The following is a 21,552-nucleotide window of genomic DNA, read 5'->3' as shown; positions in this document are numbered from 1 at the left end:
AAAAAGTATTCAAAAATAATGTTAATATTTGGCATTATATATAATCTTTCATTTCTATTTGTTTTTAAATATTATGATTAATGAATTTCAATGATTTAAACATTCCCAATGAACTAAAAGACTCCATAAACGACATGGGGTTTCAAAAATTAACACCTATTCAAAAGAAAGCCATACCTGAAGCCCTAAAAGGATTGGATTTGATAGGCCAGGCCCAGACGGGTTCGGGAAAGACCCTTGCATTCGCCATCCCGGTGCTGTCTAAAATCTTCCTGCCTGACAAGTCCCCTCAGGCAATCATACTGTGCCCTACACGGGAACTATGCATGCAGGTGGCCGATGAGGTTGAAAAGCTCGGATCAAAACTCAAGAAATTCAAGGTCCTTGCGGTTTACGGCGGCCAGCCAATCGGCAAGCAGACAAGAGTGCTTAAAAAGGGAGTTCACGTTGTCGTCGGAACCCCTGGACGAGTGATCGACCATATTGAAAGGGGCAATCTTGAACTGATCGGTGTTGAAAGCGTTGTTCTGGATGAGGCCGATGAGATGCTTGAAATGGGATTCAGGCAAGACATTGAAACGATACTGGCCAAGACACCACTTCAAAGGCAAACATTACTGTTTTCAGCCACAATACCATCAGAGATAAAGCAGATTGCCGGGAAGTATCAGAAAAATCCGAAGTTCATAAAAATCACTGATAAAAAACAAAACATTCCAAAAATCAAGCAATACGCATTCAAATGCAGCATCAAGGAAAAGTTCGATGGATTGGCAAGGCTGATCGAGGCATATGGCGTGAATCATGCATTGATATTCTGCAACACCAAGAAAAGCGTTGATTATGTGGCAAAGCACCTGAAAAAACAGGAATTCCCAGTTGACAGTCTTCACGGGGACATGACTCAAAAGACACGCGACAAGGTGATGAACAAGTTCAGGAACGGAAACATCAGGATTCTGGTGGCAACCGATGTCGCAGCACGTGGACTGGACATTGATGATGTGGATGTCATCGTAAACTATGATGTTCCCCAAAACCATGACGACTACATTCACCGAATCGGAAGAACAGCAAGGGCCGGCAAGAATGGAATGGCATTCATGCTGGTTTCAAAGGATGAGCATTCCCGTTTCAATAATATTAAAAAGAATAATAAAGTCAAAATCATTGAAAAGGAGTTGCCCACGCACGATGAGATAAATGAAATTAAAAACAAGCAGATATTGGATAATGCGAGGCGTCACATTGAGGATGATGATTTGGATGATTATGTTAAGGTTATCAGGGATAATTATCCAAAAAAAGATTACTTGAAAATGGCGGCTGGTCTGTTGAAGATGATGAGGGAAAATTGATTATTTTCCACCATCTATGATATTAAATTTGATTTTTTCTTTTTCAAGTTCACGGGTGAATGCCTTGCTCATGTCACCGACACAGATTGCAAGAACGTTCAATCCTTTACGGGCAGCATTTGCGGTTGCTTGAGGAGCGGCATATTCAATGTCAATATTCAAACCTAGTTTTTTAGCGACTGCACGTGAAACGGTACCTGCAACTGCAATTTTATCAATCGCTTCGCCGCTGTTGGTTCCATTCTCATAGACGTGCTTGATTAGGTCCATGTCGCATGTTTTGGATCCGCCGTCCTTGATGGTTGGAACATTGATGACTGTGACTTCACCCACTTTCATGTCAATGATTCCTGTGAGATTGGTTAGGGAAACATCCATTTCAGCTTCGGCATCATCTAAAACGACACCTGTAGCGTTTTCCTCTTTCTTGTGAGCATACAATACTCCATCATCCATATACAATCCGACAATGTCATCTTTTTTAAGGTCTTCTTTAGCGATTGCCGGCCAGATGGTCTTGTAATGGTTCATTGTTTCGAGAACGGAGTCTGAATATTTTCTTAAGCTAATTGCATCTTTTTTAACTTTGTCTATACCTGTTTGGGTTATTTTATATGGTGATCTTCCGTCTTTTGATGTAATGTAGCCTAATTCGATTAGTGTCTTGATGTTTTCGGATACAGCTTGTATTGTTATCCCTAATTTTTTAGCCAAATCTTTTTGTTTGAGGTGTGGGTCCTGCTTGGATATTTCACTTAATATTTGGAAATGTGTAAGTGCACCTCTTTTTTTAAATGCTTTCATCATTTTCATTCCTCAATTGTAATTGAATAATTACTATTTTTATCTTTATACTATATAAATTTAATTTGTTAATTTGCCATTTAATTCATTATTGAATCGGCTTAAAAATTCTTCTTTTTTATCAATTGGGATGTATGCTCCGCAAGCCATTGAATGGCCTCCTCCTGAGCCTCCAACATCACTTGACACCTTACGAATTATGTTACCGAAGTGTATTCCATCGTAGGATAGGAGCCTAGAGCACCTTAGGGAAACTTTAATGCCCTCATTATCTGTTTGGGTAAATCCTATAATTGGTTTTTTCCAATTACAGTGTCCGAGAATCATACCGGTTACAGTACCCACTATCTCTGGTTTGATGCCTGTTCCGTCGAAGTATTGAAGGTTTTCAAGTTCAACTATACTTGACTCCGCATCTGCAGTAACTCTTTCAATGGCCTGTGCAAGATTGCGCCTATGGTCACGGCTAACACCTTCCAAACGGTCAAGTTCAACAAAACGGTCTCCCTTAAGAACTTCCATGGCTATCTTTTCCTCATGGTTTCTTCCGCACGCATTCATGGCAGTTGAAAATTCAGATGCGTCACGCAGAAAACTGGATGGATCCTCCTTGAGGAAAGTGTAGGAGTCCCCGATGATAAGCCTTGAGATGTACTGCACATACCTTCCCGGAACCACTTTTGAAATCATTCCAAAAAGGTACTGGTAAAGCCTGCCCTTTTCCTCCATGGTCAACTGATTCAATGTCTTTCGGTTGTGCTTTTCATCAATTCCAAGCTCCTCCAGAACGGCCATTGTCTCGTTGGTGTTGTTGGTTATCGGAAGCTTCACATCACTGAAATAGGACAATGCCATGAACAGTGGCCGGGTATTCCTTCCATAGATGTTGATGTCGTTTTTTGTGAGCTTGAGGTATCCTCCGTCGATGGCGTCCTGCTGGATGATTTCATTCAATCCTTCAAAGTGGCCAGTGCGAGTATTCTGCATATCTCCAATGGCGGATAACACTCCAATCCAGCTCAAATCATCATATCCGAACTCTTTAGCGAGGAAATAACATAATCCTCCTCCGCACACGTAATATGAACCGTCAATTCCATGGTGGATTGGGTTGATTTCCAGGTAAGTGTAGTTCTTGTCGTTTCTATAGTCAAGGTCCCTCAATGGGGGATGGTGGTCTAGAATAAGGATTTTTTGACCTTCCTTGGCTTTTGTGTCGATTCTCTGGCCTGAACCCAAGTCCGAAAATATTGTCAGCTCATGTGTAAGCTCAAGGTCATCAAGAACGTCGAGGTTGACGAACTCGATTTCATGGTCCTTATTTTGTCTGTCTAGTATGGTTGATAGGATTGCGCCTGAACAAATCCCGTCACAGTCGATATGTGAGTACACTTTAATGTCATCGGATGATTCGATGATGCTGCGTGCCTCTCGGTATTGTTCAGACATTAGTTGTGGTATTTGCATAATAATCAGTTTCTCATGTTCTTTATCTCTAGGCTAACGGTGCGTATCAATTCCAGTTTTGTTCCTTCCCACTCGACAAGCACCCTTCCGGATTTCTCATACCATTTTCCAGGGTAAGCGTTTTCCTTTTGAATGCTGTAGTGCAGGTTAAGTCTTTTCAATGCTCTTTCAATCTCATTGATTGAAGGTTCCTTGACACTGTCCTCCAGGGAGATCTTGCGCCCTTCCTTGAGGGACAATGTCCTGTCCAGGTATTGTGGCCAAATAGTAATCATATTCTTTTCACCTATTTAATTTGATTTTCAAAGATTTCCAATGCGTCCTTGACGACTAAATCCATATTGTAATATTTATATTTAGCGAGCCTGCCTGCAAAAATCACGTTTTCCTCCTTTTCCATTTCCGCTTCGTAGAGCTTGAACTTGTCAAGATATTCCTTGGTAGGGTAAGGATAGCATTTCTCGCCGTTGAAGCCAGGGTACTCTCTCATGATTGCAGTCTTGCCTTCAACATCCTGCATGGTCAGCTTCTTGAACTCGGTTATTCTTGTGAAGTATGGGTGATTAGGGTAGTTGACAACACCGACCTCCTGATAGGAGTCCTCATCCAGTATCTCATAAACGAAGTTCAAGCAGCGATACAACAGTTCCCCGTACTTGTAATCGTAGAAGTAATCGATAGGGCCGGTATATATGAGGGTCTCGTAGTTTATCCTGTCGATATAATCCTTATAGTCCGCCTTGAGTCCAACATGGATATTGTCGGATTTTATCATGTTTTCACACATCCTGGTGAAGCCCTCCTTAGGCATTCCCTGATATGTGTCCTCGAAATACCTGGTGTCATGATTGAATCTGAATGGAATTCTTGATATTACAGTGGGACTTAAATTTGCGGCGGATGTTCCCCATTGCTTCTCGGTGTAGTTCTTGAAGAGCTTCTCATAGATGTCCCTTCCAGCGTTTTTCAAAACCACGTCCTCGGAGGATTTCACCTCATCAATGTCCTCCTTGTGCTCATCAATCCACTCGTGCATGGACTCCTCATCCAGGTCAAGGCCATAGAGTGCGTTCAGGGTGTCGATGCAGATCGGCATTGGCACGAGCTTGCCGTCAACGCAGCTCAATACCCTATGCTCGTAATCGATCCATTCTGTGAACTGTGAGAGGTAATCATGAACCTTCTTTTCATTGGTGTGGTAGATGTGGGGACCGTATTTCTGGATTAATAAATCGTCCTTGTAGAAGTCATAGACGTTTCCTCCGATATGGTCACGCTTTTCAATAATCAGCACTTGCTCGTCTAGCTCGTTTGCAATTCTTTCAGCTATTGTCAGGCCGGACAATCCCGCTCCGACAACAACATACTTGTAGTCAGTCATAATATAATCACTCGTTAATCTTTTCAAATAATAATTCCATCATGTCAGGCACAGTGTAGGTGTCTGGGTATACATAGTCGATATTGTACTTGTCCAAAACCTTCGCCGTAATCGGGCCGATGCTTACGGTCAAGAGATTGTCATTTAAAAGCTTGGCCAGCTTTTCCTTATCGTCAGCTATTTCAAAGAAGTTCTCCACGGTCAATGGGCTTGTGAATGTTATCGCATCGATTTCATGATTTTCAATTTTTGATATCAGCTCTTGAACCTTTTTCTCATCCATTGGAAACAGTGACTTGTAGGCTTCTGCAAGAATCACTTTGTTTCCAAGCTTTTCCAGGCCTTCAGGTAGGGTGGACCTTGCGGAAGCGGTTCTTGGTATTCCTATGGTCTTTCCGGTTATTTTCTGTTTTGAGAACTCCTCAACCAATCCCTCAGCGGTGAAGTCATCAGGCATCAAATCCACTTTAACGCCCTGTTTTTCAGCCAATTTACCGGTTTTATTCCCAATTACTGCTAATTTGCATTCCAGGCTTTCGATGAATCCCGGGTAGAACTTGTTCAGGGACACGATTGTTGTCGGTGATGTGAACACTATCCAGTCAAGCTCATCCTTTCGAGCCACCAGTTCCTTCAATGAATCAGTGTTTACCGGTTTCAAATCAAGTGTTGGGGCTAGAAATGCCTCTCCGCCTAATCCTTCAACTATTTCACAGGCTTTCTGTGCTCTGTCAATAGGTCTTGTTATTGCAACGACAGGTTTTGACATGATATTTACCTTCATTATTTAATAATATTATATATTTATATTAGGATGTTTATATTATCTTGTGTTTGTCGCATTCCAATTTTGATTTTTGCATGTGATGATTGTTGCAAATGTAAACAATTATATATGAGTTCAATCTATCTTAATTTAGGTGATAAATATGAGCAATGTATTAGTGACATACTTCTCAGCAAGCGGCGCAACCAAAAGGGTCGCTGAAAAGATAGCTGACGAAAACGGATATGACATTTTTGAAATAAAGCCAGTGGAACCTTACACACCGGCGGACCTCGATTACATGGACAAGCAGTCAAGGTCAACCATCGAGATGAACGACAAAAGCTTCAGGCCACCAATCGCAGAAACCTGTGACGTGAGCGGATACGACACCGTAGTCATCGGTTTTCCGGTATGGTGGTACACAGCACCTACAATAATCAACACATTCATAGAAAGCGTTGACTTGACAGGCAAGAAAATCAAGGCATTCTGCACATCCGGAGGAACCGGAATCGACGGTTGTGTAAGCGACCTTCAAAAAGCATATCCTGAACTTGATTTCGCTAAGGGAATACGCTTCATGGGTGATGTTTCAAAAGCAAAAGAATGGATTGAAGAATAAAAAAATAGAAAAATTAGGAAAGAATTACTAATCTTTCCTATCCTTTAAAAGGATTAGAGCTGTTGTATGTATTGCCGTCAACAGTCAATGAGTGCTCACCATACTCAATGTTTCCAGAAACGCTTAAAGAGGAAACAGTGCTGTCGCCAGTCAATGTCCAGGTTGAACCTTCACCAACGTTAACGGTAGTGTTGCCGGTAGAGTTAACGGCACCCTTGAACTCAGTGTTTTTCATGTTCCAGGTCAGGCTGCTTATGGAATCCACAATGACATTGCCGTCGATTTTCTCATTGTCAGTATTCAACTCGGCAACTCCACCATTGGAGCCTTCACTTCCCCACTGGTTCTGGCCGGCTATTTCCAGGAATATTCCGCTACCGAAACTCAATTCGGCATTGTCCAAATCAATAACGCATGCTGTGTTGGTCACATGAAACATCGGCGCCTCACTGTAAACAGGTGAATCTTCAGGTATTGTCAGCTTGGAGTTTTTGGCAGTGAAATGGCTTGTTCCAACATCAGCGTCACCGCTCATGCTCTGGTAGATGAACACTCCACCCAAATCAACCCAAGAGTCTCCGTCCTGCCTGTTTCCCTGAGCATATCCTGTAAGGTCACAATCGCTCAGTTCAATGCTGTTTTTACCTTCAATGCAGGCAATCTGTGAAACGTATGCGGTACCCTTGGTGTTCTCGGCTGTGATGTTTCCTGTGGAATATATTAAAGGAGATCCTCTGCCGCTGTCCTTGCTCACACCGGTGTTTATGTCTGAGTTTTTAACATGAACCTCTCCTTCTCCACGGTCTGTTGCAAGAGCAGCGCAGCTTTGACCGTCGGTTTTAATGACCACATTGTCGGCGGTTATCTTGCCGCTGTAGGTTGCATCCAATCCCCTTGACTTGTCTGAATGGGTGGTGATTTTCACGTTGTTTATTGTCGCTTCGGTTGAGCCTTCAACAGTGGCCTGTCCAGGCTGTTCTCCGCCACCATTTCCTTCAGGAGCCTGTCCTCCATTGTCTGAACTTGGCATTTCAGGAGGCTGTCCGCCTTCACCGCCGCCATTTCCAGTGGCTTCAGGTGGCTGGCTGCTTTCGCCTGCACCACTTTGAGCGGAATCGCCGCTGCTTGTGGAAGCCTCGCTGTTTGTTACGAAAATTCCGTTGGAACCCTTGGAATCGGTATTGATTTCAACGTTTGAAATATCGAGCGTACCGTTGGTATTGACTAGAACGGCGGAATTCACACCGTAAAAGTCAGCATCATCACCAGTAGTTGCAGTGTCGCCGGTCTTGTTGATGATGGAGTTGGCTAATTTTAAAGCTCCTCCATTCTTAACAAGTATGGAGTTTACATCTGCACTGTCAGTGTGATACAATCCATTGTTCTCATCCAGGCTTTCAGAGTCAACGACCAGGTTGCCCCTGTCTTCCAGTGCATTTGCATCAATGCTTGCTTGGGCATTGTTTGAGCTATTTGTCAGTGCAAACGCACCAGCACAAATTATTATTATGATTGCAATTATTGCAATGATGTATTTCTTATTCATAAGAGTAATAACTCGAATGTAATATTTAAGTGTTTTGATTATTTAGAATATTGTTTAATAAATATATAAAATTATAATAAATATTTATAAAATTGTAATTTTATCTTTATATAATTTAATTAATGGCATGTTTATTCAAAATAGGGATTTGCGGATTATATTTTTTGGGGATTATGCCTTAGTTTTTAAAAATCTAAATGTTTTTATTATTTAAAATATAATATATTGAATATAATTCATAGGAAAATGTAAATATGGCAGATAAAAATGAATGGGGCAGTAACTTATCATTCATCCTTGCAATGATAGGTTCTGCAGTTGGACTTGGAAACATTTGGAGATACCCGTACGTGCTCTACTCCAACGGAGGGGGAGCGTTCTACATTCCATACATCGTGGCAATCCTTTTGATGGGAATCCCGTTCCTGATACTTGAGTATGGCGTGGGGTACAATTTCAAATCTTCATTCGCAAAAGCGGTGAAAAGGATCAACTCCAAATGGGAATATTTAGGCTGGTTTTTGCCAGTGGCAGTTTTTATGATTATGATATATTACTCAGCTATCCTCGGTTGGGATGGAATATACATGATTCTGAGCTTCTTCAAGGGATGGGGAGCAGACCCCAACACTTACTTTACCGCAACACTCCTTCAATCCTCAGAATCAATGAATGGAATGTTCCACTTCATACCGCTAATCGCAGTTGCGATGCTTGTCGGTTGGGTGATAATATGGTTTATTTCACACCGTGACCTTGAAGCGGGACTTGGAAAAGTCTCAAAAATCCTCGTGCCTGCATTGTTCATCATCATGGTGATAATCGTCGGATTCTCACTCACCTTGCCTGGTGCGTCAATAGGCCTTGCGGAACTCTTCCATCCGGACTGGTCACTTCTGGGCAAATTTGAAATCTGGATGGCTGCATTCGGACAGATCGTATTTTCATTGAGCTTGGGAATGTCAATCGCATTCACATATGCAAGCTACACTAAGGATGATTCGGATTTAATCACTAACACCATTTCAATCGCACTTGCAAACTCCTTGTTCGAGAATTTCGCGGCATTGGGCGTGTTTTCAATTCTAGGGTACATGTCCCTTCAGTCAGGCACTGCAGTGTCTGACCTTGTGACCCAGGGAACAGGACTGGTGTTCATTGTATACCCTACAGTATTCAACGTACTGGGTCAATGGGCTTATGTGCTTGGACCATTGTTCTTCCTTACAGTTTATCTTGCTGGATTGACAAGCATATTGTCCACTATCGAACCGTTATCATTTTCAATACAGAACAAGTTCGCTCTTTCAAGGAAAAGAACAATGACAATACTCATCATTGTCGGTGCTGCAGTCTCAATGATTTACGCCACCGCTTACGGAAGTTCTATACTGGGATTCGTGGATACATTCATAAACCAGATTGCAATACTCTTCGGAGTAATCATGGAGTGCATCATCTTTGCATGGATATTCAAGGCTGATAAACTCGTCGATTTCTTGAATTCAAGATCAAAAACAATCAAGCTGGGTAAATGGTGGATTGTCGTTGTCAAATACATTCTACCAATATTCGTAGCTATCGTTTGGATTGGCGGAATGATTGATGTTATTAAGGTCGGAACAAACGACCAGCTGATTTTCACACTCGTCTCAGCGATAATATTGATTGTAGCAACATTGATATTCACTCTTCTTCCGGCTAAAAACCCTGAATGGGAAAATGCTGATGAGAGGGTTTGAATTTAAAAAAAGGTTGGATTGATTAATCTGGCCTTCAATCTATTTTTTTTAGTCAATTGCCTGTCATGTCACTTTGTAAAGAGTGATCATATTTTTTTTCAAGGGTGACGGTAAATACGCCATCATGGTCATCATATATTCTCTCCCAATGGCTTTCATGAGAGTTTTCACTGTCTATGTCCCCGCTATAGTGCACTCCGACGAGCAGGCCCAATATTGACAGTAGGAATATGAGCAGTATCATGGTGTTTTTCATGTTCATGTGTAATAGTTTTTATTTTGTAATATTTAAATTGATAGAAAAGTATTTAAATCACTTATTTTAAATAATTATTGAAAAGCTTAATGAGGTGAAAATATGAAAGGCTTTATTTTAATAATTTTAGCAATAATCGCAGCTGTAATAGTTGTTGGCGGCGCTGCAGCATTCCATGTGATGAGCGAAAGCGGAATCGGAATGGGTGACGGCGAGTCAAATCCAGTCAGTAACGTAATAGATAAAGTAAGTAATGTTGCATCTTCAGACAGTTCAGGCTCAAGCGATTCTTCATCTGGCGGGTCAATAGTCGATAAGGTAAGCAATATCGTAAGCGAGGAAGTTAAATTCAATGCCCAAAACGGTGAAGGATATTATCGTGAAGTAACATATGATGACGGTGGATTCAGACAATACGACACTGAAACCGGTGATCTGATCGGTTCATCATACGAGTCAGACCAGGACAAGCTTCCAAGCATGGAATGATTAAATGATTTTAACCGAATTGTTGAGTCACTTTCAAATTGATGTTGAATTGCCCGATTATCTTCTCAACCAGACATTCAACGAGGTATTTCTGGACGGGGATTTGACAAAAAATGACAATGATTATAAGATAGTGGTTAGGACACGTCAGGACGTTACTCACATGATGTTTATAAAACCGGAAGAGGAGTTTCCCATCATCATCATGTCAGAGCTTCCCAACGGATTGCTGAATGGAATGAAGTTTTCCAAAAGTGAAGGCGAAGGAATTCCAATCAGCAAACTATAACCCTTATTTTTTTCTATTTTTTAACTAATTTTTATATAATATTAAAATCAAAAATTATATTATAATAATTTAATAATTTTGTTGATATCATGAACAAAAAAGAGTTAATTAACAGTGGAAAAGTGAAAAGCGTATTCACAACCGACAATGACGATGAGGTCATCATCGAGTTTCGAGACGACATGACAGCCGGTGACGGTGAAAGAAAAGAAGTGATGAACAATAAGGGCGCTTACAATGCGGTGATTTCCGCTAAAATCTTCAAGGTGCTAGAGGAAAACGGCGTTGCAACCCAGTTCATCGACCTGCCGGAGCCAAATGTGATGCTTGCAAAAAAACTTGAAATGATTCCAATCGAAGTCATCGTTAGAAACATTGCCACCGGCAGTCTTGTCCGCAAATACCCGATAGCAGACGGCACAAGACTCGAGCCGCCGATTGTGCAAATGGATTTCAAGGCAGATGAATACCATGACCCTATGCTGAACGATTCCATCATAAAGGCATTAGGAATAGCAACCCAAGAGGAAATAGACATCCTAACAGAAAAGGCACTGAAAATCAATGGGATACTGACCAAATTCTTCGCTGATGCAGGAATCATTCTCGTTGACTATAAGGTCGAGTTCGGTAAGGACAAGGATGGAAACATTCTTTTAGGTGACGAAATCTCCCCTGACGGATGCAGGCTATGGGACAGTGAAACCCTGGAGATGCTGGACAAGGAACTGTTCAGAAAAGGAAAAGACGATGAAGTAATGGAAGCTTACATTGAAGTATATAATAGAATCATTCCAGATGATGAAAAGGTGATTTAAATGTTATTTGATATTGAAGTTAAAATCTCTCTTAAAAGCGGCATGCTGAACCCTGAAGCAAGTACAATTGAAAGATCCCTTGACTTGCTAGGATACACTGTGAAGAACGTTAAGACCGATGAAATAATCAAGTTCCAAATGGAAGGCGAAGATAGGGAAGTAATCAGGGAAAACGTGACTGACATGTGTGAAAGGTTACTCTGCAATCCTGTAATCCATGATTATAAGATTAATGTTATTCCACAAAACATGGCTTGCGGTAAATAAGGTGGAATCATGAAAATAGGAGTAATAAGATTTCCAGGAACCAACTGCGACCGTGACGTAGCACAAGCCATTGAGCTGGCAGGCATGACTCCTGAATATGTCTGGTGGAGTGAAGAGAAACTCGCAGACTATGATGGAATCGTGATTCCAGGAGGATTTTCATACGGTGACTACTTGAGGGCAGGTGCAATGGCATCAATCACACCGGTAATCGATGGAATCAAGGAATTGGTGAGGGAAGAAAAACCAGTGCTTGGAATATGTAACGGAGCACAGATCCTAGGTGAAATAGGCCTTGTCCCTGGAATATTCATCACAAACGAGTACCCTAAATTCAACTGCGAATGGGTTGAGCTTAAAGTCGGAACCTCAAGAACCCCATTCACAAAGGCATTCGAGAAAGACCAGATCATCAGGCTTCCGATAGCACACGCTGAAGGAAGATTCTACACTGAAGACATTGACCTTTTAAAAGACCAGGACCAGATCGTATTGCAGTTCGAGGGCGAAAACCCTAACGGCTCAATGGAAGCGATTACAAGCGTCTGCGATGAATCAGGTCTTGTATGCGCAATGATGCCTCACCCTGAAAGAGCATGTGAGGAAATATTCGGTTCAGATGATGGTTTAAACTTCTTTAAAGGATTTTTATAGATAAAGTGATATAATGGTAGTTTATTTAATTGGTGCAGGACCTGGAGATGCTGATTTAATAACTCTTAAAGCCGTAAAGGCATTGAATAAAGCTGATGTAGTATTATATGATTATTTGGCTAATGAGGAAATACTTGCTCATGCTCCGGAAACTGCAGAAAAAATATATGTGGGCAAAAAGGCGGGCGAGCATTACAAGACTCAGGATGAAATCAATGAGCTGATCATCGAACAGGCCCAAAATCATGAAAACGTTGTAAGGCTTAAGGGCGGAGACCCTTTCGTTTTCGGTCGTGGAGGAGAAGAGATATTGGCTTTAATGGAACATGATATCAAATTTGAAGTAATTCCAGGTGTAACTTCAGCTATTGGAGCACCAACCTCTCTCGGACTACCAGTAACCCACAGGGCAGTGGCGACCTCAGTCACTATCGTGACAGGCCATGAGGACCCGACAAAACCTGAAAGCCAAGTGCACTGGGATTACACTGCAGATACATTAATCATACTGATGGGAATAGGCAATATTAAGGAAAACACTACAGAAATCATGAAATACCGCTCACCGGACACTCCAGTATGTGCGGTTGAAAGCGGAACGCTGCCTGACGAAAACCTGGTGTTCGGAACATTGGGTGACATTTCAGACAAGCAAATCAACACCCCGGCAATACTTATAATAGGGGATGTTGTGAACATGTATAAGGAAATTTACGATTATCAAAGGTGATAATATATGTGTGGTATTGTAGGTTGTATATTAAAGGAAGACACTGATGTGGCTCCAATACTCTTTGATTGCATATCAAAATTGGAATACCGTGGATACGATTCAATAGGTCTTGCCACATTCAGCGACGATAAGATCCACATAAAAAAAGATAAGGGCAAAATCCAGGAAGTGGACAAGTCACTGGATTTGACTGACATGCCTGGAAACTTTGGCATAGCGCATGTGAGATGGGCTACACATGGAGACCCTTCAAAACTGAATTCACACCCTCACATTGACGAGGACAATACCGTTGCTGTCGTGCATAATGGTATCATTGAAAACTACCTTGAAATCAAGGAGAAGCTGATACTTGAAGGTCATGTGTTCAAGTCAGACACTGACACTGAAGTCATACCTCACTTGATTCAGAAGTTCATGGCCGAGAAATTCGACCTTGAGCATGCGGTAAGAAAAACAATCGACGTGATAGAGGGGGCTTATGCGATAGCGGCAATAAGCACAAACGAACCTGACAAGATTGTTGCAACCCGTAAGGACTCCCCATTGATTGTCGGAATCGGTGAAGAGGGATATTACTTGGCATCCGATTCCCCGGCTATTTTAAAATACGCTCGTGATATAATTTACCCTGAAAAGGGTGAAATCGTTATTCTGGACAAGGATGGCGTTGTTGTTCATGATGAGTTCGACAATGTGGTCAACAAGGAAATAGACACAATCAACTGGACACCTGAAATGGCTGAAAAGGAAGGATATGACCATTTCATGATCAAGGAAATCAACGAGCAGGCAACTGCCGTGAGAAACACATTGACCCAAAAGGACAACATTCAGGAAATAATCGACGATGCAGGCGATATCGACAGAATCTGCTTTGTCGCATGCGGAACATCCTATCATGCATCATTGACAGGCAAGTACTTAATCGAGTCACTTGCAGGAATACCTACCGATGTCATTCTCGCATCAGAGTTCAAGTACTCCGCAAACACCCTGAATGACAAGACTCTGGTCATTTTCATTTCACAGTCCGGTGAAACAGCCGACTCGCTCAAGGCTTTGGATGTTGCCAATCAGACATCAAAGACACTGGGAATAGTTAATGTTGCCGGTTCATCAATCACCAGAAGAGCCCAATACGTTATTCAAACCCAGGCAGGTCCGGAAATAGGAGTTGCCGCAACCAAGACATATGTTGCCCAATTGACCGCAATATACCTGCTGGCCGCCCTGATATCCAAGAATGTTGAATTGTTAAGGGAACTCGACAACGTCCCTGACTTTATCGACGAGGCATTGGAAAGCGAGGGGCTGGTTAAGGAATTGTCAAAAAGATATAATTATGCAAGGGACTTCTTCTACCTCGGCAGGGGATATTCCTATCCTACAGCTCTTGAAGGCGCATTGAAGCTTAAGGAAATCACTTATATTCATGGTGAAGGATATGCTGCAGGTGAATTGAAGCATGGGCCTTTGGCACTGATTGATGAGGGAATCCCTGTGGTGGTCATCATTCCTCCAGGGGACAACTATAGGAAAACAATGAGCAATCTTGAAGAGGTCAAGTCTCGTGGAGCTAACGTGCTGGCTATCGGTTCAGCAGATGATGAATCACTCAAGGCTAAAGCTAATGATGTTATAGCAATAAACAGTGAAGTTAAGGAAATCATTGCTCCATTGGTTTATATTGTGCCTTTGCAGCTGATTGCCTACTACATCACTCTCGAGAAGGGTCACGACCCTGACAAGCCTAAAAACCTTGCAAAATGTGTGACTGTAGAATAATTGAAATTCATAGCTTAAATTTGATTTAAGCTATTTAAACTTCTTTTTTTTAAAATCAATCATGTCATTGAATGCTTTGATATTATTGCAATATTGATTTTATTTGATGGCTTTTGATGGATTATTTCAATATCCTGAGGTAATTTTAAATGGGATTTTTAAAAAAAATTTTCATTTTAAATATGGCTAATCTTTTGATGTTAATTTCAATCAGTTTAACCTTTTTATAATTATTATTAATCTATTTTGACTTATTTTTTCAAAATTAAACATCTATAAGCTTTTTTTATAAATCAAAAGCTTTTTATACATTAAACATTATAGAATGTAGTACGAACAAATGTTAAATGGAGTTAACGTATGTTTAATAAAAAATTATGTTTGATTTTGATTACATTGGTTTTCATGTTGTCAGTATCTGCCGTAAGTGCAGTTGAGACAAATTCAACTGATGACGTGATTGCCGGTGAAGTGGATGAGGAGCCCCCATCGGGGGATAGCAATATTTTATCCACAAATGAACAAGCCGCTGACCCTGAACAAAACGACACTTATTCTATAAGGGGCAGTGATGTTGAAATGTATTACAAGGGTGATTCCACATATCAGGCAGTGCTGTCCAATGGGGACAAACCTGTTTCAAACGCAAATGTCACTTTGACATTGAACGGTGTTGACTACATCAGAACAACCGATGCGTCAGGAAAGGTTTCACTTCCCATAGACTTGAATCCGGACACCTATGAGATACTTGCAAGCTACGCCAATGTGACTTCAAAAAACAAGATCAAGGTATTGCCTGTCATAACCGGAAAGGACGTGACCAAGACATATAAGAGCTCAGCCAAGTACACTGCCACTTTCCTGGACTCACATGGCAATGCATTAAAGAACACCAAGGTCAAGTTCACCTTGAATGGAAAAACCTATACTGCAAAAACCAATTCCAAAGGGGTTGCCAGTCTTGATTTGAACTTGAAGGCTGGAAGCTATGTGGTGTATGCCATTCATCCGAACGGCTTTAAGATTTCAAACAAGATAACAGTGAAATCATCAGTCACATCATCCAATCTCAAGAAGTACTACAAGAACTCTAAGAAATTCACAGCCAAGTTCTACGGCACCAACGGCAAGGTCCTCAAGAAGAAATACGTTAAATTCAAGGTGAAGGGACATTACGTTTACAAGAAAACAAATTCCAAGGGTGTTGCAAGCGTTAAGGTGATTTCCTCACCGGGTAAATACAAGATTGTTTCAGTCAATCCGAAAACCGGCGAGAGGAAAACCAATACGATAACCATTCTAGCGCCATTGTCCGCAAGTAACATGGTTGTTTTCACAGGCAAAACCAATAAATTCCAAGTGACACTTCACAAGACCAACGGCAAGTTGGCTAAAAACAAGAAGATGAAAGTGTATGTTGACGGTGCCAAAAAGACTGTCAAGACCAATTTCGAGGGTGTCGCCACTGTCAAGTTCAAGTTGAGCAGGGGAACATATGTTTTCAAGTCAGTTGACCCTTACACCAAATACACCTTAAGCAAGAAGGTCACTGTAAAGCTCGCTTCCATCAAGGCTCATGATATCGGTGCGATTGACAATCAGGCATCAGCGTTCCAGGCGCAGCTCTTGAAGCAGAACGGCAAGATTGCCAAGAACACTAAAATGCAGATTACCATTGACGGCGTGAAGCACATTGTCAAGACCAATTCGAAAGGATTTGCCCATGTTGACTTCAAGTTCCCGGTCGGCAAGTACAAGGTTGTGTGTAAGGACCTGAAAACCGGCTACACCGTAACCTGCCAGATATCCGTGGTTAAGGATAAGATGGGTATCTCTTACAGCAAGTATGGTGTTTCCGAAGATGGAATGACCATATTGGCAATCGGCAGGCCATCAGCGCCCGGCGAGGAATCCAAATACGGTTGGGACTGGTACATGACCGAGTTTGAAAATACCTGTCCGTACTGTGGCCATCATGAACTGTACTGGGACGTGTTCTGGGCAGGGGATGAGACAACAGAGGTGGCTGTTTTTCCAGCAACCGGTCGTATGGAGCCAGGAAGTACTGAGGGTATGATTTTCTGTGATCATTGTGATGCGGATTTCTCAATATTCGGTTTGGAGCACATCAATAACAATCCAAAGCACCTGACTGTAGTGCATGGTCCTGTGCATTCATCAAAAGAAGTGGCTTATATACTTAAAAGCGGAAATTATGTCAGAATATAATTTCCCCATTTTTTACTTTTTCCAGTCTTTTTTTCATTTCAAGAATCCTATATGTTGAATTATTCATTGAATCCTGCTTTTCACGGTAGTCGTCTTCAACCTCGACGATGTAGAATGCTTCAGGGGAGGTTGTTGATGGGATGTTCATCTTTTTCAGGTTTCTCTCAACGCGCCTTTTAAGCTTCTCGTCATCCATCTCGTCGCCCAAAAATATTGGGGTCTTGACGGCGGAGGATATCTTGGTGTTGTGGCGGGCATCATGCCTTTCCTCGGTTCTAGCCTCCAGAATGGTGTCGCTGTCATTGTTTAGTCCAGGGTCCCTGAACGGTATTGCAACATCAGACAATGCTATTCTTATCTCATCGTTTTTCGGAAGGGAATAGTCAAGCATTTCCGGATTTGGGCTTGCAAGGGTTCCTCCCTGCTTTCTTCCGAATATCGGTCCGAGGCCGATGCAGAAACCGGCGTCTATGAATCCCGCACGCACGGGGGCGGATGAAGTGTAGGTCGCTATTATCCCGTCATCCTTGATCACTCTTCTGAACTCCTTGAAGAATTCCAGTGAAAAGAGTTCAGGAGCCATGTTCTGGCTGAACGGGTCAAGGAATATTGCATCATAGGCATTGTCATCAAGTCTCTGCACGGTCTGCCTTGCATCCTCTATGTAGACGTTGAGGCTAATGTTTTCAGGTATTTCCGCTTTCTCAAGGCTTACATGTGCATAGTCCTGTTTTATCAGTTCGTCCTCGATTGCCTTTTTGGTGATGTCATGTTCTGGTATTGGAGATGGCACAAGAAGTCCGCATGCGAATGTTGCCTTGGATATTTCAACCATGTCGATTGTCAAGTTGGCCTTGGAGTGTTTCATGAAATCTGCTATTGCTGCAGATGAATTGTAGCCCAGGCCTGCGCATATGTCCAGTATGGCAATGTCTTCATCATAGTTGAACTTCATCGGCCGGATGAATTTCTCAAATGACTCACTTATTGCTCCGGTAGATGTATGTAGCGTTTCAACTTTATGGTTTATTTCCTTAGAACTAATAGAATAGGATCCATCATCAGTTAAAACAAAGTAATCATTATAAGTATCAAAAAAATTAACCCTTCTTTCAATATTTCCACTACTTCTTTCCTGGGCGAAAACTTCATTGACCAGGTCGAAGATATCGTCATTAATTATTCTGGCATTGTCTTCATAACTCATTTTATCTAGGTTAAATTTTTAGCATTAATATTAATTAAAATTAATCTAACGGCAACAATACTGATTTGATATTCAAGCCTGACAACTTGAAATAAATATTCACTTCTTAAATGAGCAAACTTTATATAATTTCTAATTTAAAAGTATTTTTAATTAAAAAAAGTAAGGTAAAACAAATGTTTGAGATAAAAGCAAAAGATAATATGGGTCGTGTAGGTGTTTTAAAAACCAAACACGGAAACGTCAAGACACCCGCACTGATGCCGGTTATCCATCCAAGAAAACAGGCGATAGACGTTGGCAAATACGGTGCCGACATCGTAATCACCAATGCATATCTGATATATAAAGATGAAGAGCTAAAGGCAAAGGCGGTAGAGGAAGGCCTGCACAAGCTCATAAACTTCGACGGTCCGATAATGACGGATTCAGGATCATTCCAACTTTCAGTCTATGGGGATGTGGAGATAACCAACAAGGAAGTGATAGAGTTCCAGGAACTCATCAAAACCGATATCGGAACAAGCCTAGACATTCCAACAGCCCCGTTTGTGGACCGTGAAAAGGCGGAAAGCGACCTTGAAATCACACTGGAAAGGGCGCGCGAAGCCGTGGAATACAAAAAGGAACAGGGCATGGAAATGCTTCTGAACTCCGTTGTACAGGGCTCAACATTCCTAGATTTGAGGCGTGAATGCGCCAGGGAACTCTCCAAGCTCGACGCCGACCTGTACCCTATCGGGGCAGTCGTGCCACTGATGGAATCATACCACTACAAGGACCTGGTCGATGTCGTTATGAACTCCATGAAGGAACTGGGCGACGACACTCCACGCCACCTCATGGGAGCGGGACATCCGATGATATTCGCATTGTGCGTGGCAATGGGCTGTGACCTTTTCGATTCAGCGGCATACATACTGTATGCTGAGGATGACAGGCTCTTATCCACTCGAGGAACCTTCAAGCTGGAAAACCTCACTGAAATGCCATGCTCATGTGAAGTGTGCAGCAAATACACTCCCGATGACTTGAGGGCAATGCCTAAAAAACAGAGAAGGGACCTGATAGCACAGCACAACCTTCACGTGTCATTCGCAGAGCTGAGACTAATCAGACAAGCCATCTACGACGGAAACCTCATGGAGCTGGTGGAGGAGCGCTGCCGAGCACACCCCTCACTTCTGGAGGCAAGAAGGCAACTCGGACTATACTCACGTGATTTGGAGAAATACGACCCAAGAAGCAAGAAATCAGCATTCTTCTACACAGGCCCAGAATCACTTCTCAGGCCGGAAGTGCTGAGGCACCTTGAAAAGCTTCGTGAAATGCCTAAAAAACGTGACCTGGTCATATTGCCTCCAACAAGAAAACCTTACTCAAAATTCGTATCAGGAAAACTCGGGGAATTCTACATCTACGGCCAGCAGCATGACATCGATCTGGATGATGCCGATTTCATGGTGTTGGACATTCCATTCGGACTAATACCATTGGAAATAGATGAGGTCTACCCGTTAAGCCAGAATGACGCACCGAAAACACGCGACGTTGACAGCCTTGAATTCATAGAGGACTTCATCAACGAGTTCGTCGAATACTACGACCAGGTATTGATCCACTCAAGAATCATGAGGGACTTCGACATAGGACTGTACAATAAGCTCGACCCTTCAGTGGAGGTCAGATACGTCAAGGATGATGTCAAGAAGGTCAAGGCAATAGCGGATTACCAGTTCGGTGTTGGAGCGGGTGAAGCAATATTCACCGGCAACATAAACATCGAGAAAAGTAAAAAGACCGGTAAAATCAGACACATCTATGACGGGAAAGTGCTCCTTGTCAATATGAGGGCATCAGATTCATACTTGATACTGTCAAAAGAGGGTGCTAAAAGACTTCACAACAAGATGCCATACCCACAGAACCGTGTAGTTGTGAACAAGGACTCAGAACCATTCGCCCTTGACGGCAAAAGCGTGTTCTGCAAGTTTGTAGTTGAATGCGATGAGAACATCCGCTCAAACGATGAGGTCCTAATAGTTAACGAAGAGGATAAGCTGCTTGCATACGGCAAGGCATTGCTTGGCGCATGTGAAATAGGACAGTTCCAGACCGGACAGGCAATCAAGACACGTAAGGGAATGAAGAAGTGATATTATGAGCGACAACGATAAGGTCAACACTGGCCACCACATTGAAGATAAGGAATTAATCAAGAACGCAAGAAAGCCGGTTGGAGAATTGGGCCATCAGATCCTTGACCGGATGAACAAGTCCCACGAGTCAATGGCGCAATGGGGAGTTACCCATTTCGAGATTCGCGAAGACAGCAAAATCCTTGATATCGGATGCGGCGGCGGAAGAAACATTGAAAGGTTCGCCGAGCAGATTTCCGAAAACGGCAGGGTGGTCGGTATCGACTATTCAGAAGTCAGCGTTGAAAAGTCCATCAAGCTGAACCAGGAAAGCATAGACAAGGGAATAGTCAACGTTTTGCAAGGATCAGTCTCTGACATGCCGTTTTACGATGAAACCTTTGACATAGTGACTGGTTTTGAGACAATATACTTCTGGCCGGACTTCATCAACGATTTGAAGGAAGTCAACAGGGTCTTGAAGAAGGGAGGTCTTGTATTTTTCTGCAATGAGGCGGTTTATCGCGAGGGTGAAATGGAGAAATATGATGATCTTGTTGAACTATTGGATATGAAAATCTATTCTGAGGAAGTTCTGAAGGAATCTCTTGAAAAAACCGGTTTTAAGGATTTCAAGGCATATGTTGATGATGAGAACGATTGGATTTGCATTACTGCAATTAAAATCTGATTTTTTTCATTTTTTCAATTTTAATCGAAACATTTATATATGATTAAAACATAAGTTTATTTGTTGTTAGTTTTCATGCGGTGTTAGTCCAGCCTGGTTAAGACTCTAGCCTGCCACGTTAGAGACCCGGGTTCAAATCCCGGACGCCGCATTTTTTATCTATGCAGTCGTGGTATAGTCTGGTTATTACTTGGGCCTTCCAAGCCTACAACCCGGGTTCGAATCCCGGCGACTGCATCTTCTTATAAATTCTTTTTTTTTAAATTACTTATTTAGTTAAAAAAATACTCTATTTTTAGTT

At 42.1% G+C, this 21,552-nt stretch carries 21 protein-coding genes and 2 tRNA genes; 15 read left to right on the top strand and 8 right to left on the bottom strand.

Annotation, left to right across the window (positions count from 1 at the left end; all coding sequences use genetic code 11):
- Positions 1–80 precede the first annotated feature (80 nt).
- A complete protein-coding gene (locus QZU77_RS06595; protein ID WP_295601858.1) occupies positions 81–1,358 on the top strand; it encodes a DEAD/DEAH box helicase in 1,278 nt (425 codons plus the stop codon).
- On the opposite strand, the gene QZU77_RS06590 is transcribed toward QZU77_RS06595, so the two are convergent.
- From QZU77_RS06590 to QZU77_RS06570, 5 genes are read right to left on the bottom strand one after another with little or no spacing between them, the layout of a single operon-like run.
- Positions 1,359–2,162, bottom strand: a complete 804-nt coding sequence (locus tag QZU77_RS06590; RefSeq protein ID WP_295601864.1) for a winged helix-turn-helix transcriptional regulator — start codon at positions 2,160–2,162, stop codon at positions 1,359–1,361.
- Between the two features lie 60 nt (positions 2,163–2,222).
- Positions 2,223–3,632, bottom strand: a complete 1,410-nt coding sequence (gene recJ, locus QZU77_RS06585) for a single-stranded-DNA-specific exonuclease RecJ (RefSeq protein ID WP_295601861.1) — start codon at positions 3,630–3,632, stop codon at positions 2,223–2,225.
- A gap of 2 nt (positions 3,633–3,634) precedes the next feature.
- Positions 3,635–3,904, bottom strand: a complete 270-nt coding sequence (locus QZU77_RS06580) for a signal recognition particle subunit SRP19/SEC65 family protein (protein WP_295601855.1) — start codon at positions 3,902–3,904, stop codon at positions 3,635–3,637.
- A gap of 11 nt (positions 3,905–3,915) precedes the next feature.
- A complete protein-coding gene (glf, locus tag QZU77_RS06575; protein ID WP_295601852.1) occupies positions 3,916–5,010 on the bottom strand; it encodes a UDP-galactopyranose mutase in 1,095 nt (364 codons plus the stop codon).
- 7 nt (positions 5,011–5,017) lie between these two features.
- Complete coding sequence (locus QZU77_RS06570) at positions 5,018–5,779, bottom strand: uroporphyrinogen-III synthase (RefSeq protein ID WP_295601850.1); 762 nt, start codon at positions 5,777–5,779, stop codon at positions 5,018–5,020.
- A 160-nt stretch (positions 5,780–5,939) separates the two neighbouring features.
- On the opposite strand from QZU77_RS06570, the gene QZU77_RS06565 reads away from it, so the two are divergent.
- Positions 5,940–6,401, top strand: coding sequence for a flavodoxin (locus QZU77_RS06565; RefSeq protein WP_295601847.1), 462 nt, complete (start codon positions 5,940–5,942; stop codon positions 6,399–6,401).
- Positions 6,402–6,438: 37 nt separating this feature from the next.
- Here QZU77_RS06565 and QZU77_RS06560 read toward each other — a convergent pair whose 3' ends face one another.
- Complete coding sequence (locus QZU77_RS06560; protein WP_295601844.1) at positions 6,439–7,947, bottom strand: hypothetical protein; 1,509 nt, start codon at positions 7,945–7,947, stop codon at positions 6,439–6,441.
- 254 nt (positions 7,948–8,201) lie between these two features.
- Here QZU77_RS06560 and QZU77_RS06555 point away from each other — a divergent pair, with 254 nt between their 5' ends.
- Complete coding sequence (locus QZU77_RS06555) at positions 8,202–9,689, top strand: sodium-dependent transporter (protein WP_295601841.1); 1,488 nt, start codon at positions 8,202–8,204, stop codon at positions 9,687–9,689.
- A gap of 52 nt (positions 9,690–9,741) precedes the next feature.
- Here the strand turns inward: QZU77_RS06555 and QZU77_RS06550 are convergent, their stop codons facing one another.
- Positions 9,742–9,951: a hypothetical protein gene (locus QZU77_RS06550; RefSeq protein ID WP_295601838.1), complete on the bottom strand. Its 210-nt coding sequence runs from the start codon at positions 9,949–9,951 to the stop codon at positions 9,742–9,744.
- Between the two features lie 96 nt (positions 9,952–10,047).
- On the opposite strand from QZU77_RS06550, the gene QZU77_RS06545 reads away from it, so the two are divergent.
- From QZU77_RS06545 to QZU77_RS06510, 8 genes are all read left to right on the top strand, one after another.
- Positions 10,048–10,434: a flagellar protein, FliL gene (locus QZU77_RS06545; protein WP_295601835.1), complete on the top strand. Its 387-nt coding sequence runs from the start codon at positions 10,048–10,050 to the stop codon at positions 10,432–10,434.
- Positions 10,435–10,456: 22 nt separating this feature from the next.
- Positions 10,457–10,723 carry a hypothetical protein gene (locus QZU77_RS06540; RefSeq protein ID WP_295601832.1) on the top strand — a complete coding sequence of 89 codons (267 nt, stop codon included), beginning with the start codon at positions 10,457–10,459 and terminating at the stop codon, positions 10,721–10,723.
- 89 nt (positions 10,724–10,812) lie between these two features.
- Positions 10,813–11,541, top strand: a complete 729-nt coding sequence (purC, locus tag QZU77_RS06535; RefSeq protein ID WP_295601829.1) for a phosphoribosylaminoimidazolesuccinocarboxamide synthase — start codon at positions 10,813–10,815, stop codon at positions 11,539–11,541.
- On the top strand, positions 11,542–11,808 hold the full coding sequence (gene purS / locus QZU77_RS06530; RefSeq protein WP_295601826.1) for a phosphoribosylformylglycinamidine synthase subunit PurS: 267 nt from the start codon (positions 11,542–11,544) through the stop codon (positions 11,806–11,808).
- Between the two features lie 9 nt (positions 11,809–11,817).
- Positions 11,818–12,462, top strand: a complete 645-nt coding sequence (gene purQ / locus QZU77_RS06525; protein WP_295601823.1) for a phosphoribosylformylglycinamidine synthase subunit PurQ — start codon at positions 11,818–11,820, stop codon at positions 12,460–12,462.
- A gap of 13 nt (positions 12,463–12,475) precedes the next feature.
- Positions 12,476–13,192 (top strand): uroporphyrinogen-III C-methyltransferase, encoded by a 717-nt coding sequence (gene cobA / locus QZU77_RS06520; protein ID WP_295601820.1) that lies wholly within the window; start codon positions 12,476–12,478, stop codon positions 13,190–13,192.
- Between the two features lie 6 nt (positions 13,193–13,198).
- Entirely contained in the window at positions 13,199–14,983 is a 1,785-nt protein-coding gene (glmS, locus tag QZU77_RS06515; RefSeq protein WP_295601817.1) for a glutamine--fructose-6-phosphate transaminase (isomerizing), read from the top strand.
- Between the two features lie 360 nt (positions 14,984–15,343).
- Positions 15,344–17,215, top strand: a complete 1,872-nt coding sequence (locus tag QZU77_RS06510) for a hypothetical protein (protein WP_295601815.1) — start codon at positions 15,344–15,346, stop codon at positions 17,213–17,215.
- On the opposite strand, the gene QZU77_RS06505 is transcribed toward QZU77_RS06510, so the two are convergent.
- Positions 17,205–18,422 carry an MnmC family methyltransferase gene (locus QZU77_RS06505; protein WP_295601812.1) on the bottom strand — a complete coding sequence of 406 codons (1,218 nt, stop codon included), beginning with the start codon at positions 18,420–18,422 and terminating at the stop codon, positions 17,205–17,207. The genes QZU77_RS06510 and QZU77_RS06505 overlap by 11 nt on opposite strands.
- A gap of 176 nt (positions 18,423–18,598) precedes the next feature.
- Here QZU77_RS06505 and tgtA point away from each other — a divergent pair, with 176 nt between their 5' ends.
- From tgtA to QZU77_RS06485, 4 genes are all read left to right on the top strand, one after another.
- Entirely contained in the window at positions 18,599–20,578 is a 1,980-nt protein-coding gene (gene tgtA, locus QZU77_RS06500) for a tRNA guanosine(15) transglycosylase TgtA (protein ID WP_295601809.1), read from the top strand.
- Between the two features lie 4 nt (positions 20,579–20,582).
- Entirely contained in the window at positions 20,583–21,251 is a 669-nt protein-coding gene (locus QZU77_RS06495) for a class I SAM-dependent methyltransferase (protein ID WP_295601805.1), read from the top strand.
- Positions 21,252–21,328: 77 nt separating this feature from the next.
- A tRNA-Gly gene (locus tag QZU77_RS06490) sits at positions 21,329–21,402 on the top strand.
- A gap of 12 nt (positions 21,403–21,414) precedes the next feature.
- Positions 21,415–21,488 (top strand) — tRNA-Gly (locus QZU77_RS06485).
- Positions 21,489–21,552: the final 64 nt, after the last annotated feature.

The organism is uncultured Methanobrevibacter sp. (assembly GCF_902774605.1).
Lineage (GTDB): Archaea > Methanobacteriota > Methanobacteria > Methanobacteriales > Methanobacteriaceae > Methanocatella.
This window is presented reverse-complemented; position numbering and strand designations above follow the sequence as displayed.